Origin of the sequence: Rhizobium sp. R693 (assembly GCF_002211315.1) — a bacterium.
GTDB lineage: Bacteria > Pseudomonadota > Alphaproteobacteria > Rhizobiales > Rhizobiaceae > Rhizobium.
Genome location: NZ_LOKY01000047.1, coordinates 201,492 through 214,696, shown reverse-complemented (window position 1 = coordinate 214,696; position 13,205 = coordinate 201,492). Strand labels below are relative to the sequence as shown.

General features: G+C 60.5%; 13 protein-coding genes. 7 read left to right on the top strand and 6 right to left on the bottom strand.

Translation table 11 applies throughout. The annotated features are described in order from the left end of the window. Window positions 1–39: 39 nt before the first annotated feature. Complete coding sequence (hemH, locus tag ATY79_RS27260; protein ID WP_088693319.1) at window positions 40–1,077, top strand: ferrochelatase; 1,038 nt, start codon at window positions 40–42, stop codon at window positions 1,075–1,077. Here hemH and queE read toward each other — a convergent pair whose 3' ends face one another. From queE to queC, 3 genes are read right to left on the bottom strand one after another with little or no spacing between them, the layout of a single operon-like run. Continuing rightward, window positions 1,078–1,815 (bottom strand): 7-carboxy-7-deazaguanine synthase QueE, encoded by a 738-nt coding sequence (gene queE, locus ATY79_RS27255; RefSeq protein ID WP_088693320.1) that lies wholly within the window; start codon window positions 1,813–1,815, stop codon window positions 1,078–1,080. Continuing rightward, a complete protein-coding gene (gene queD, locus ATY79_RS27250; protein ID WP_088693321.1) occupies window positions 1,812–2,168 on the bottom strand; it encodes a 6-carboxytetrahydropterin synthase QueD in 357 nt (118 codons plus the stop codon). The genes queE and queD overlap by 4 nt, the downstream gene beginning before the upstream one ends. Further along, a complete protein-coding gene (gene queC, locus ATY79_RS27245) occupies window positions 2,168–2,878 on the bottom strand; it encodes a 7-cyano-7-deazaguanine synthase QueC (protein ID WP_088693322.1) in 711 nt (236 codons plus the stop codon). The genes queD and queC overlap by 1 nt, the downstream gene beginning before the upstream one ends. A gap of 202 nt (window positions 2,879–3,080) precedes the next feature. Between queC and ATY79_RS27240 the strand changes: the two genes are divergently transcribed. Beyond that, window positions 3,081–4,085 (top strand): SPFH domain-containing protein, encoded by a 1,005-nt coding sequence (locus ATY79_RS27240; RefSeq protein ID WP_088693323.1) that lies wholly within the window; start codon window positions 3,081–3,083, stop codon window positions 4,083–4,085. A 3-nt stretch (window positions 4,086–4,088) separates the two neighbouring features. Further along, the gene (locus ATY79_RS27235) at window positions 4,089–4,544 is read left to right on the top strand and encodes an NfeD family protein (protein ID WP_088693324.1); all 456 of its coding nucleotides are present in this window, start codon (window positions 4,089–4,091) and stop codon (window positions 4,542–4,544) included. Here ATY79_RS27235 and ATY79_RS27230 read toward each other — a convergent pair whose 3' ends face one another. Continuing rightward, window positions 4,545–5,540 (bottom strand): KpsF/GutQ family sugar-phosphate isomerase, encoded by a 996-nt coding sequence (locus tag ATY79_RS27230; RefSeq protein ID WP_088705446.1) that lies wholly within the window; start codon window positions 5,538–5,540, stop codon window positions 4,545–4,547. It abuts the gene before it with no gap. A 125-nt stretch (window positions 5,541–5,665) separates the two neighbouring features. On the opposite strand from ATY79_RS27230, the gene ATY79_RS27225 reads away from it, so the two are divergent. Continuing rightward, window positions 5,666–7,189: an outer membrane beta-barrel protein gene (locus tag ATY79_RS27225; protein WP_088692064.1), complete on the top strand. Its 1,524-nt coding sequence runs from the start codon at window positions 5,666–5,668 to the stop codon at window positions 7,187–7,189. 65 nt (window positions 7,190–7,254) lie between these two features. On the opposite strand, the gene galU is transcribed toward ATY79_RS27225, so the two are convergent. Continuing rightward, the gene (gene galU / locus ATY79_RS27220) at window positions 7,255–8,142 is read right to left on the bottom strand and encodes a UTP--glucose-1-phosphate uridylyltransferase GalU (RefSeq protein WP_088692065.1); all 888 of its coding nucleotides are present in this window, start codon (window positions 8,140–8,142) and stop codon (window positions 7,255–7,257) included. Between the two features lie 200 nt (window positions 8,143–8,342). Between galU and ATY79_RS27215 the strand changes: the two genes are divergently transcribed. From ATY79_RS27215 to ATY79_RS27205, 3 genes are all read left to right on the top strand, one after another. Next, window positions 8,343–9,566, top strand: coding sequence for a lytic murein transglycosylase (locus ATY79_RS27215; RefSeq protein WP_088692066.1), 1,224 nt, complete (start codon window positions 8,343–8,345; stop codon window positions 9,564–9,566). A gap of 62 nt (window positions 9,567–9,628) precedes the next feature. Beyond that, complete coding sequence (locus tag ATY79_RS27210; RefSeq protein WP_088692067.1) at window positions 9,629–10,858, top strand: DUF459 domain-containing protein; 1,230 nt, start codon at window positions 9,629–9,631, stop codon at window positions 10,856–10,858. Between the two features lie 102 nt (window positions 10,859–10,960). Next, window positions 10,961–11,623: an amino acid transporter gene (locus tag ATY79_RS27205; protein WP_245306783.1), complete on the top strand. Its 663-nt coding sequence runs from the start codon at window positions 10,961–10,963 to the stop codon at window positions 11,621–11,623. Window positions 11,624–11,674: 51 nt separating this feature from the next. Here the strand turns inward: ATY79_RS27205 and ATY79_RS27200 are convergent, their stop codons facing one another. Continuing rightward, window positions 11,675–13,129, bottom strand: coding sequence for a glutamate synthase subunit beta (locus ATY79_RS27200; RefSeq protein WP_088692217.1), 1,455 nt, complete (start codon window positions 13,127–13,129; stop codon window positions 11,675–11,677). Between the last annotated feature and the right edge of the window lie 76 nt (window positions 13,130–13,205).

Genomic DNA, 13,205 nt, shown 5'->3' with positions numbered 1-13,205 from the left:
GCTGCGCGTGAGCCGGGCAGACAAGATACCGGGGTTTAGATGACGACTGTTGATACTGCGCACCGTCCGGCGGACCATCCGCCCATGAAATCCGGCAAGGTGGGCGTCCTGCTCGTCAATCTCGGCACGCCTGACGGCACCGACTACAACTCGATGCGCCGTTACCTAAAGGAATTCCTGACCGACAAGCGGGTCATCGAATGGTCGCCCTGGAAGTGGTATCCGATCCTGTTCGGCATCGTTCTCAACACCCGCCCGCAAAAGGTGGGCAAGGCCTATGAGACGATCTGGAACAAGGACGAGAATGAGAGCTACCTGCGAACCTACACGCGCAACCAAGCAAAGCTAATGGCAGAGCGTCTGGACGACCTGCCGAATGTACGTGTCGACTGGGCCATGCGCTACGGCACGCCGTCGATCCCCTCGCGCATTCAAGCGCTGAAAGATGAGGGCTGTGATCGTATCTTGCTGTTCCCGTTATATCCGCAATATGCCGCAGCGACGACGGCAACGGTCAATGACAAGGCGTTCCAGAAGCTCCTGAAGATGCGTTGGCAACCGGCGCTGCGCACCGTGCCGGATTATCACGACGACAAGACTTATATCAAAGCGCTTGCCAATTCGGTGACGAGCCATCTGGCGACGCTCGACTGGCAGCCGGACATGGTGCTTGCCTCCTTCCACGGAATTCCGCTCTCCTATTCCGAGCAAGGCGATCCCTATTACTGGCAGTGCCAGAAAACCGGCCAGTTGCTGCGCGAACGGCTGGGACTGCCGAAAGATAAATTCATGGTGACCTTCCAGTCCCGGTTCGGCCCGGAAGAATGGCTCCAGCCCTATACCGACAAGACCGTCGAGAAGCTCGCACAGGATGGCGTCAAGAAGATCGCCGTTCTCAACCCCGGTTTCGTCTCCGACTGTCTGGAGACGCTCGAAGAAATCGCCGAGCAGGCCGCCCATTCCTTCCACGAAAACGGCGGCGAGAAGTTCACCCACATCCCCTGCCTCAACGACAGCGAAGACGGCATGCGGGTGCTGGAGAAGGTCGTCCGCCGCGAACTGCTCGGCTGGGTTTGATCAGACACCGCGTTTGTTACCCCACAGCAGGACATGCAGCTGGGGCAGCACACGTGCCTCGAACCACCGGTCCTTGGTAACCATGTCGACCAGCCACAGCATCCTGTCCATGATGCCGTCGATATCGACGCGCGCATCGTCGTCGTCGGGCGGTGGTGGCGTGTGGTTTCCCGGCTGCAGATAGACGGGCAGATGTGGATAACGGGCCGCCGCCTCGCGGGCATAAGCATAGTCGCGCTCGTCGAAAACGACGATCTTCAACGCGATGTTAGGCCCGTCGGCGGCCATCTTGAGACAGTCTTCGAAGGCATCCCAATCCGTCGCCATGCCGCTCGATGGTGGCTTCGGACTCAGCACCAGCACATCGAGATCGGCAAACCATTCCCTGGCGACGCTGCCCTGCGTTTCCAGCGCGAACTTGTAGCCTTGGTCATGTCCATGCGCGATAAGACCGCCAAGCGGCTGGATCGCCGGGTTGCCGCCGGAAAGCGACACCATCAGCGGCTTGCCGCCGGAGAGCCGGGTTACCTCCGCCCAGATACCGTCGACCGTCATCGGCAGCCATTGATCGCGATACTCGCTATCAACCGCATGCAGGCTGTCGCACCACGAACAACGATAATCGCAGCCACCGGTGCGGACGAAGACCGTCGGCAGGCCGATCAGCACGCCTTCCCCCTGGATCGTCGGCCCGAAGATCTCGCTGACGCGGATCTGCGCCTCGCGAGCCCCACTCATGGTCGATATTCCGCCCACGTCTTCGGCGTCTCGCTGACGCGCACGGCCGAGGTCTCCGGCAGCCGCTCCTTGCACCAGTCGTAGAAGTGCTTGGCGAGATATTCCGAGGTTACGCGGTCATGGCCGAAGACTTCGTTCAGGTGCCGATGGTCAAAGCGCTCGTCGATATAGCGCTTCAGCGGCGAAAGCTCGTGATAGTCGCGAACGAAGCCGTTCTCATCGAGCTCGGCGGCCGCAAGCTCCACCACAACGATATAGTTGTGCCCGTGCAGCCGCGCGCACTGGTGATCGGCAGGCAGATGCGTGAGCTGGTGAGATGCGGAGAAGTGGAATTCCTTGGTGATGCGAAACATCACTTCACCTCCCTGGCCGAATAGCCAGACGTTGCGGCCTCCCAGAAATCCGGATCCTCGTATTCCGTAGGATCGGAGATGCCGGCCAGGTGAAAAGCCTCGCGTCGCTCGACGCAGGTGCCGCAGCGTCCGCAATGACGCGTACCACCCTTGTAGCAGGACCATGTCTCAGCAAAGGGCGTCCCGTATTTTGCGCCATCGGTGACGATATCGGCTTTCGAGATGTTGACATAAGGAGCCAGCAGCGAAACGCTGGCATAGCCGTCGAGTGCCTGGTTCTGCATCTCCTGGAAGGCATCGATGAAGCCCGGGCGGCAATCGGGATAGATGAAATGGTCCCCGCCATGCACCGCAACGGCCACGGCATCGGCCTTCTGAGCCGCAGCGAGGCCGAAAGCGATGGCTAGCATGATGGCGTTGCGGTTCGGCACGACGGTCGCCTTCATCGTCTCCTCGGCATAGTGGCCGTCTGGCACGTCGACGTCGTCGGTCAACGCCGATCCTGTTAGGTGGCGGCCGATGGTGCGGATGTCGATGATCTGGTGCGGCACGCCCAGCCGTTTGGCGCAGGCGGTGGCAAAATCCAGCTCCTTGCGGTGTCGCTGTCCATAGTCGAAGGAAAGCAGACTGATCAGCTGATGTTCCGCCGCCACACGATGGGCGAGCGAAATGGAGTCCAATCCGCCGGAGCAGATGACGATAGTCTTCATGATGAGGATCCCTTGTTTTGACCGGGTGGGCTGCGACCGGTATTTCCTGTGGGTCTTCTAGGCCAAAGCGGCGCCGTTGTGAATAGCCAGCGGGCTCCCCATATCGAATCCATGAGCAAATAGCATCGCCGGCCGAAGCTACTGGCGTTTGAGGTCGGCTCGTTTAAGGTTGCGTCAGTCGATTCTATCGCGGGGGAGTTTTATGGTTCTGAGTGGCTTCGACATCGTCGTCATTGCACTGGTGGTCTTCGTCATCCTGGTCCTGTTTGCCGGCATCAAGACGGTGCCGCAGGGCTACCGCTACACCATCGAGCGCTTCGGCCGCTACACCCGCACTCTTGAACCCGGCCTCAACGTGATCACTCCCTTCATCGAGCGCGTCGGTGCACGGATGAACGTCATGGAGCAGGTCCTCAACGTGCCGACGCAAGAGGTCATCACCAAGGATAACGCCTCTATCTCGACCGACGCCGTCGCCTTCTATCAGGTCCTCAACGCCGCCGAGGCAGCCTATCAGGTCGCGCACCTCGAGAATGCCATTCTGAACCTTACGATGACCAACATCCGCACGGTCATGGGCTCGATGGACCTCGACGAATTGCTGTCGAACCGTGACGCAATCAACGACCGGCTCTTGCGTGTCGTCGACGATGCCGTGCAGCCCTGGGGCATCAAGGTAACCCGCGTCGAGATCAAGGACATCCAGCCGCCGCGCGATCTCGTGGACGCCATGGCGCGGCAGATGAAGGCTGAACGCGAGAAGCGCGCCCAGGTGCTCGAAGCGGAAGGCTCGCGTAACGCCCAGATCCTCCGGGCCGAGGGCTCCAAGCAATCCGCAATTCTGCAGGCCGAGGGCCAGCGCGAAGCAGCCTTCCGCAACGCCGAGGCTCGAGAACGTTTGGCCGAGGCTGAAGCAAAGGCGACGAAGATGGTGTCCGAAGCAATTGCATCGGGCAACGTTCAGGCAATCAACTATTTCGTTGCCCAGAAATACACCGAAGCGCTGGCCTCGATCGGCACCGCCGGCAATTCCAAGGTCGTGCTGATGCCCGTCGAAGCTTCCTCTCTTATCGGCTCGCTTGGCGGTATCGGGGCCATCGCCAAAGAGGTCTTCGGCGATAACCCGACCCCGCCAGCGCCGCGCCCGCAGCCAACGCCGCGTACCACTCCGGCCGTCAACCCTTTCAACCCGCCAACGGAGCGATGAGCCATGATCGCCAGCCTTGTCGCGGAACTCGGACCCTGGAGCTGGTGGATCGCCGGCCTGATCCTGTTGGCAGCTGAATTGATCGCGCCGGGCTTCTTCCTTGTCTGGATCGGCCTTGCCGCCTTGATTGTCGGCATATTGTCGTTGCTGTTCTGGGATAGCAGCTTCTGGTTCTGGCAGGTTCAAGCCATCCTGTTTGCGCTGCTTGCCGTCGCGACGACGCTCATGGGCCGCAAGCTGACTTTGCAGCATGGCGAAACCGATCAGCCGTTCCTCAATCAGCGGGCCGAAAGCCTTGTCGGACGCACCGCAACGTTGGCCGAGCCCATTCGTGAAGGGCGTGGCCGAATTCGCCTCGACGATACGGTATGGCGCGTCAGCGGCCCCGATCTGCCGGTGGGCACTAGGGTCAAGGTGGTGGCAAGCAGCGGCCGCGATCTGACCGTGGAAGCGGCCTGATCAGGCCACGCCGATCCGCAGCAGATCGTGGAAATGCACGAGCCCGACCGGGCGGCTGTCATCGTCGATGACGATCAGGGCTCCGATGCTGTGTTGGTTGAGCATGGCCAGCGCAGCGGTCGCCAGCACCGTCGGCTTCACCGTCTTCGGTGACCGGGTCATGATATCGTCAACCAGCAGTTCGGAGAGGTTGCGCGTCAGGTTGCGCGCCAGGTCGCCTTCCGTAACGATACCACAGAGACGGCCGTCCTCCCCCACGATCCCGACGCAACCGAAATGCTTGCGTGAGAGTGTCGAGATAGCGTCCGGCACCGACGTCCCCTTCGCCACCAACGGCACACGGTCACCCGTATGCATGATATCGGCGACATGGCTGAGGCTCGCACCGAGCTTGCCGCCCGGATGGAAAACATGGAAATCGCGGGCGGTGAAGCCGCGCGCGTCCAAAAGGGCGATTGCCAGTGCGTCGCCCATGGCGAGCTGCATCAATGTCGACGTCGTCGGCGCGAGCCCATGCGGGCAGGCCTCCTCCTCGTTCGGCATCAGCAGGATGATATCGGAAGCAGTCGCAAGAGACGACTTCTCGGAGCAGGTGACGGCAATCAGCGGAATCGAAAAACGGCGCGTATAGGCAACGATGCTGCGAAGCTCAGCACTTTCCCCGCCCTTGGAAAGGGCAAGAACTACATCGGTCGTGCCGATCATCCCGAGATCGCCGTGGTTCGCCTCGGCAGCATGGACGAAGAAGGCCGATGTGCCCGTCGAAGCCAGTGTGGCGGCGATCTTCACCCCGATATGGCCGCTCTTGCCGACACCTGTCACGATGACGCGACCGGTGATCCCGGTAATCGTCTCGACTGCGCGCATGAAGGGCGCGGCAAGGCCGTTGTCAAAAGCACGCTCCAAGGCCTCAAGCGCCGCTCTCTCGGTGCCGATCGTCCGCCTCGCAGACTCCAGGACACCATCCTCGATGACATTTACCGCTCTTTTGATCATGGCACTGGGTTAGCGGTTTTCACCGGCCGAGTCCATTGGCTGCTCCTCACCCCGTGCCCGCGCAACGAATGGTTAACCACAAGCCTTTACGTTCGGGTAACGCTTCGAAGCATGCCAGGATCGAAATGAGCCATTGGAAGGATACGAGCAGTCTCACGCCGCTCCGTGCGGCGGGCTTTGCCGTGTCCATGGTTCTGGCCGCAGGCGCTTTCATTGGTCCCCAAGCCGCATTTGCGCAGTCGACGCCGGTCTCCAACAGCGCGATTCGCCCATCCAACACACCAGCTACCGCGGTGGAGGAGGATGGAGGCGATATCCCTGAAACACCTGACGGCACGACGTCAGCGGCCAACAATGCCACGCAAGGAGCCACCACCGCCCGAACGGCAGCGTCCGATCAGAAACCGAGCGACGAAACCACCGGCGCAATCCTCGACGAGGATATGATGCGCCTCAACACGCGGGAGGCCCCACTCGACGAGCGGCTGCCGGCCCGCAAGCCGGAACCGAATCCAGCTACTGAGGAAACGCCGGGCATCAGCATCGGCACCTTTGTCCTGCGCCCCACCGTCACCCAGAGCATCAACACCGAGACGCAGAAAGACGCCAGTATCAAGCAGACGCGTGGGTTCCTCGAAACGGACCTGCACGCCACCTTGACATCCGACTGGTCGTTGCACCAGCTCTCCGTGACCACCGACGGCGCATGGCAAAAAAACGTGAGCGGCGAAGGCGAAGAACAGCCGGATTTCAAGATCAACGGCGATTTGCGGCTGGATCTTCCGGAAGATACGACCGCGCACATCATCGGCGGCTATCATTTCTATCGTGAAGACACCGATGATCCGAATGCCTTGCAGAACGCGGACAAGCAATCGGATGTTCAGGAATTCAGCGCCGGCGCTTCGATCGAGCGCGACTTCGGTATCCTGCGCGGCAGCACCGGTATCGATATCAGCCGTGCGATCTATTCCGACGCGACGCTGTCCGACGGGACAACCGTTTCGCTGAGCGACCGCAATGAAACCAGCGGCACGATCCGCGGTCGCATCGGCTACGAGCTGTCTCCCGCGCTGATCCCCTTCATCGAGGCCAATGTCGGTAAGACGGTCTATGACGACGCGGTTGATTCGGCGGGCTACCGCCGCTCTGGGGATAGCTATGGCGCCAAAGTCGGCGTCGCGCTCGACATGGGTGAAAAGCTCCGCGGCGAGGTCGGGATCGGCTACCAGACCGCCACCTTCGACGACGACCGCCTCTCGGACATCGACACAGCCGTGGTGGACGCTCAGCTGCTTTGGTCCCCGCTCAGGGGTACCGATGTCACCATCGGCCTGCTGACCAGCATCAACCCGTCAACGACTGCAGGAGAATCCGGCTACGTTTCCCATGCCTTGACGACGGGCGTCACGCATCAGCTGCGTGACAATCTGACGGGCACCGTCCTCGGCGGCATCACCTACCGCGACTATCCATCCGATAGCCCGACGAGCGACGAGACCGTTTACACCACGAGCGCCGGTTTGACCTGGAATATCAACCGCTACCTCGATCTGACCAGTACGATCGGCTACGAGCTGACATCCCGCAAGACGAGCAGCGACTCAGACCAATGGCGTGCCGGCCTCGGCCTGAAACTGAAGCGATGAAAAAAATCCGCCTCCAACTGGGAGACTTGGAGGCGGATTGAATTCGTCCAGTAGGCAGGTGCGCTTCAGAGGCCCTTCAGCAGTTCCTTGAAACCATTCTCGACGGTCGGGCGGATATCCGCACGTTCCAATGCGAATGCCACGTTGGCCAGGATGAAGCCGTCCTTGGCACCACAGTCGTAGGTCGTGCCGCGGAAGTGATAGCCCGCGAAGGTCTGATCCTTGAGCAGCTTCAGCATGCCGTCGGTCAGCTGGATTTCGTTGCCGGCGCCGCGTTCCTGGGTTTCCAGGATCTTGAAGACCTCCGGCTGCAGGATGTAGCGACCGTTAATGAAGTAGTTCGAAGGCGCGGTCCCCTTGGCCGGCTTCTCGACCATCCCGGTGATGCGGAAACCATCACCGATCGCTTCGCCAACACCAACGATACCGTACTTGTGAGCCTGATCGGGTGCGCATTCCTCGACGGCGATAATGTTGCCGCCGCTCTGGGCATAGAGATCGATCATGCCCTTCATGCAGCCCTTGCCTTCGCTCTTCATGATCATGTCGGGCAGCAGCAGCGCAAACGGCTCATTGCCGACGATCTCGCGGGCACACCAGACGGCGTGGCCGAGGCCAAGCGGCTCCTGCTGGCGGGTGAAGCTGACGGTACCAGCCTTGGGAAGCTGGCCGGCGAGCAGCGTCATTTCCGCCTGCTTGCTGCGCTCGCGCAGCGTCTGCTCGAGCTCGAAATGGATATCGAAGTAGTCTTCGATGATGTGTTTGTTACGGCCTGTGACGAAAACGAAATGCTCGATACCCGCTTCCAAAGCTTCGTCGACCACATACTGAATGATGGGTTTGTCGACGACAGTCAGCATTTCCTTCGGCACGGCTTTCGTGGCCGGGAGAAAGCGAGTCCCGAGACCTGCAACCGGAAATACAGCTTTACGAACTTTTTTATGCTCTGCCACACAATCCTCCTGCGATGATTACATCGCTTGAAATAAAAGGCATTTTCGATTGGACTAGATGAGATTTGCTACCGTTTTGCAAATGGTGACTGCGTTCCTGTGTCATGGTAAAGAATTTGTTGACTTCGTTCAGGTAGTCTCAGGCCTGAGCGGATATTCGCGCTCCGCTGTGCCTGAAACGAAAGGACGGATGACCGCCGATGACTCAAAATCACAGAAACTCCCTTCGTGGTCTTGCTATCGCACTCATCGTGACCGCGTCCGCCGGTCTGGCCCCCATTAACGCGAAAGCAGATCAGCGGTTCCAGACGTGGATCGCGGACTTCTATCAAACTGCCGCTCAAAATGGCATCAGCAAGGCAACCTACCGCAAAGCCTTCGCAGGCGTAAGCGATCCCGACCCGACCGTGCTCGAGAAGGCGGCCTATCAGCCTGAATTCACGACAAAAATCTGGGACTATGTGGATTCTCGTGTAAATCCTTACACTGTCCAGATCGGCCGTCAGATGGCAGCCAAATACGCTTCGACTCTGAATTCGATCCAGCGCCAGTACGGCGTGGACAAGACGATTCTCCTTGCCATCTGGTCGATGGAATCGAATTACGGCGCGGTTCTCGGCAAGGACGATCGCTTGCATTATGTGCCGCGTGCGCTGGCGACGCTCGCCTATGCCGACGAACGCCGCGCCAAATTCGCCAAGAAGCAGTTGATTGCCGCGCTAAAGATTCTGCAGAACGGCGACATCTCCCCGGATGGCATGACCGGCTCCTGGGCTGGCGCGATGGGCCACACCCAGTTCATTCCGACAAGCTATCTGCTCTACGCCGTCGACGCCGACGGCAACGGCCATCGCGACATCTGGAACTCCGTGCCCGATGCGCTCGCCACCTCTGCCAACCTGCTGATGAAAAACGGATGGGATGCCGGCAAGACCTGGGGCTATGAAGTTGTTGTGCCGCCGAACGCCAAGAAGCAGGTCGGAAAGACCCACACATTGGCGCAGTGGGCCTCCCTTGGCCTGACCCGGCCCAACGGCAAGAGCTTCCGTGATGGCGGCAGCAACGCCGTGCTGAAGATGCCGGCTGGCCCCGATGGCCCGGGCTTTCTGATGACTGGCAACTTCTTCACGATAAAGAACTACAACGCCTCGGACAGCTATGCGATCGCTGTTGGGCTGTTGGCGGATGAGATTGCGGGCTATGGCGGCGTGAAACAGCGCTGGCCACGGCCGGACGGCACGCTCGACGTGAAGGAGAAATTCGAACTGCAGACCCGCCTGAAGACGCTCGGCTATTATGACGGCGAGGTTGACGGGAACTTCGGCAGCGGATCGAAGGCGGCCATTGCGGCTGTCCAGGCCCGTATGGGCATGCAGCAGGACGGCGAGCCATCACTGCCGCTCTTAAACGCGCTTCGCAAGTAAACGGAGAATAATCGTCGACATGCACTTTGGGGTGTGGACGCGCCTTCCCGCTCCATGCGAGAATGCCGGCAGATGCGAGGCTGCTGACTATGCGTAAACGAGTTCACCGGACAACGCTCCGCTGGGGTGCGATCGGCACCGCGACGCTGGTGCTTGTCTCCAGCGCGCTGCCGGTGCGTGTGGCCGATGCGCAGGAGCGGTATTACTATCGCCAGTCAATTCTCGACTTCTTCCTCGGCCGTCGCTACATCCAGGAATATCCGCCACAGGCACCGTCTCAGAACGCGCCGCAGCGACAGCCCGCTCCAAAGAGAAAGGTCGCGCCGAAGGCCGCTTCCACCCCGCGTCCGGCTGCCCCGATTATCGCTGAGGAGAAGGCCGTCGAAAAACTTGCCAACGCCCAGAAAATCCTCGTCGTCGGCGATTTTCTCGCAGGCGGCCTCGGCGTCGGCATGGACGCCGCCTTCAAGGATTCTCCCGGCATCGTCGTCGAGACACATAGCAACGTTGCCTCCGGCCTGGTGCGAGACGATTACTATGACTGGCCACAACAGCTGACCAAGTTCATGGACGAGACCAAGCCCGCCATGGTCATCATCATGCTCGGTGCGAATGACCGCCAGCAGATGGTGACGGATATCGGCAAGGAGAAATTCAGGACGGACGGATGGTATGCTGAGTATCAGCGTCGCGTCGTGGCGTTCGGCAAGCAGGTCACCAGCCGCAGGATCCCATTACTTTGGGTCGGCCTACCAGCCTTCGATTCGCCTGCAATGACCGCCGATGCCGCGCAGCTCAATCAACTGTTTCGCAAGCAGATGGAAGGCATGGGAGGCGAGTTCGTCGACATCTGGGACGGTTTTGTCGACGAAGGCGGTGACTTCATCGTCACCGGCTCGGATATCAACGGCCAGCAGGTTCGCCTTCGCACCTCCGACGGCATCAACTTTACAGAAGCCGGCCGGCGCAAGTTGGCCTTCTATGTCGAGAAGCCTGTGCGCCGGATTCTCGGAATACAGGCAAGCCCTGATCTCGTTCGCCTCGATACTGGCAACGCGCCGGCGCTCGACGCTGTTGCAATGCCCGGTCGTACAGAGCCGATCAGCCTCTCCGACCCCAACCTGGATGGCGGCGCGGAACTCCTTGGCGGTAGAGCATTGCCGGTCAGCGCCACCAAGTCGCCACGCGATCTGCTGGTTCAGGATGGCGAGATGGCGGCTCCCCCTGTCGGCCGCGTCGATGACTACCGCATGACGCCGGTGAAGCCAACGGCACAGGTTTCCATTAAATAGTCCGCCTGCACGCAGCAGCTCTCATGCTTACGGTGTAGGGCTAAGCGCCGTACGTCGGCAAAACTGACAACCCAATACGAGGCCTTACGCCGGCGTCCAGAGATGAACACTATGCATTCACAAACGCCGATTGATCACGGCGCATGGTCCGCTTGGCATCCAGCGGAACTGGCAAGCCGACTGAGCGGTATCTCAAGACCGTGGTGCATCGTCGGCGGATGGGCACTCGACCTGTGGCATGGACGTCAAACACGCGAGCACGAGGACCTTGAATTTACGGTCCTACGCCAGGATTTCGGTGTCTTTCGCGACGCTTTGAAAGGCATGGAATTCCACACCGCGGGAGATGGCGTTGTTGAGCACCTGCCGGTGAACCAGGAGCCACCGGCAACAATCTCGCAGATATGGTGTCTGGACGTGGAGGTACGGCGCTGGCGTGTCGACATGATGATCGAGCCGGGAACGCGCGAGACCTGGATCTACAGACGGGATCCAGCCATTTCCCGACCCCGCGTCGAGATGGTCGGCACGACGGCTGAGGGATTTCCCTATTTGAAGCCGGCCATCGTTCTTCTATTCAAGGCGAAATACCAACGCGCCAAGGATGAGATCGATTTCGAAAGAGCTCTTCCGAAGCTGCCGGCTTCGGAACGTTTATGGCTAAAAACCTCTCTTGCCGCATCCCACCCCGGCCATGAATGGCTGAAGCGCCTGCAAGAGAGCCAGTGCCCTCGACGTTCGCATCACTGCGACCGGGACACATAAAACGAAAAGGGCCGCTCGACGCGGCCCGAAATCAACCATCAAATATGTCGCCTACCGCGGCAGAACCGTCGAGCCCATCAGGGCTTCGTCGATGGCGCGGGCTGCCTGACGGCCTTCGCGGATCGCCCAGACCACCAGAGACTGGCCGCGGCGCACGTCGCCTGCCGTCCAGAACTTGTCGACCGAGGTCTTGTAGTCCTTGTCGTTGGCAACGACGTTGGTCGAGCCGCGACGGTCGGTGTTGAGCGTGAGCTTGCCGTCGAGTTCCTTCAGCACGCTGTCCTTGAACGGACCGCTGAAACCGATCGCGATGAAGGCGAGGTCGGCCTTGATGATGAACTCCGTGCCGGCGATCGGCTTGCGGCGCTCGTCGACTTCGCAGCACTTCACGCCTGTCAGCACACCGTCTTCGCCGACGAACTCGAGCGTTGCCACCTGGAACTCGCGGATGGCGCCTTCGGCCTGCGAAGACGAGGTGCGCATCTTGGTCGCCCAGAACGGCCAGACGGCGAGCTTGTCTTCCTTCTCCGGCGGCTGCGGGCGGATGTCGAGCTGCGTGACCTTCACAGCGCCCTGACGGAACGCCGTACCGACGCAGTCCGATGCCGTGTCGCCACCGCCGACGACGACGACATGCTTGGCGCCAGCAAGGATCGGGTCCGACGCCCAGCCGACGCTGTCGATGTTTTCGCGGCCGACACGCTTGTTCTGCTGCACGAGGTACGGCATCGCATCGTGGACGCCGGAAAGCTCGATACCCGGGATACCCGCTTCGCGGGGCGTTTCAGAACCGCCGCAATAGAGCACCGCATCGTGGTCGGCGAGCAGCTGCTCGACCTTCACGTCGACGCCGACATTGACGCCGCAATGGAAGGTGACGCCCTCACCCTTCATCTGCTCGACGCGGCGATCGATGAAGTTCTTTTCCATCTTGAAGTCAGGGATACCGTAGCGCAGCAGGCCGCCGGGCTTGCTTTCGCGTTCGTACACGTGGACCTCATGCCCAGCGCGACCGAGCTGCTGGGCAGCCGCCATGCCGGCCGGGCCGGAACCGATGATCGCAACCTTCTTGCCGGTATGGACAGTCGCCGGCTGCGGACGGATGAAGCCGAGCTCGTAGGCCTTGTCGGCGATCGCCTGCTCGACGGTCTTGATCGCAACCGGCGTGTCTTCGAGGTTCAACGTGCAAGCTTCCTCGCAAGGTGCCGGGCAGACGCGGCCGGTGAACTCCGGGAAGTTGTTCGTGGAATGCAGGTTCTGGATCGCCGCTTCCCAGTTGTTGTTGTAGACGAGGTCGTTCCAGTCCGGAATCTGGTTATGCACAGGACAACCGGTCGGACCGTGGCAATAAGGGATGCCACAGTCCATGCAGCGGGCCGCCTGTTTCTGCACTTCCTGGTCCGACATCGGGATCGTGAATTCGCGGAAATGCCGGATGCGATCCGAGGCAGGCTGATACTTCGCTACCTGCCGGTCGATTTCCAGAAACCCTGTGACCTTACCCATATTTTCGTCCCTTACACTCATGACCGCCTCGCCTGCGGCCAGTTGTCCATCGTCAGCCTCGACAGTGGAGGCAAGT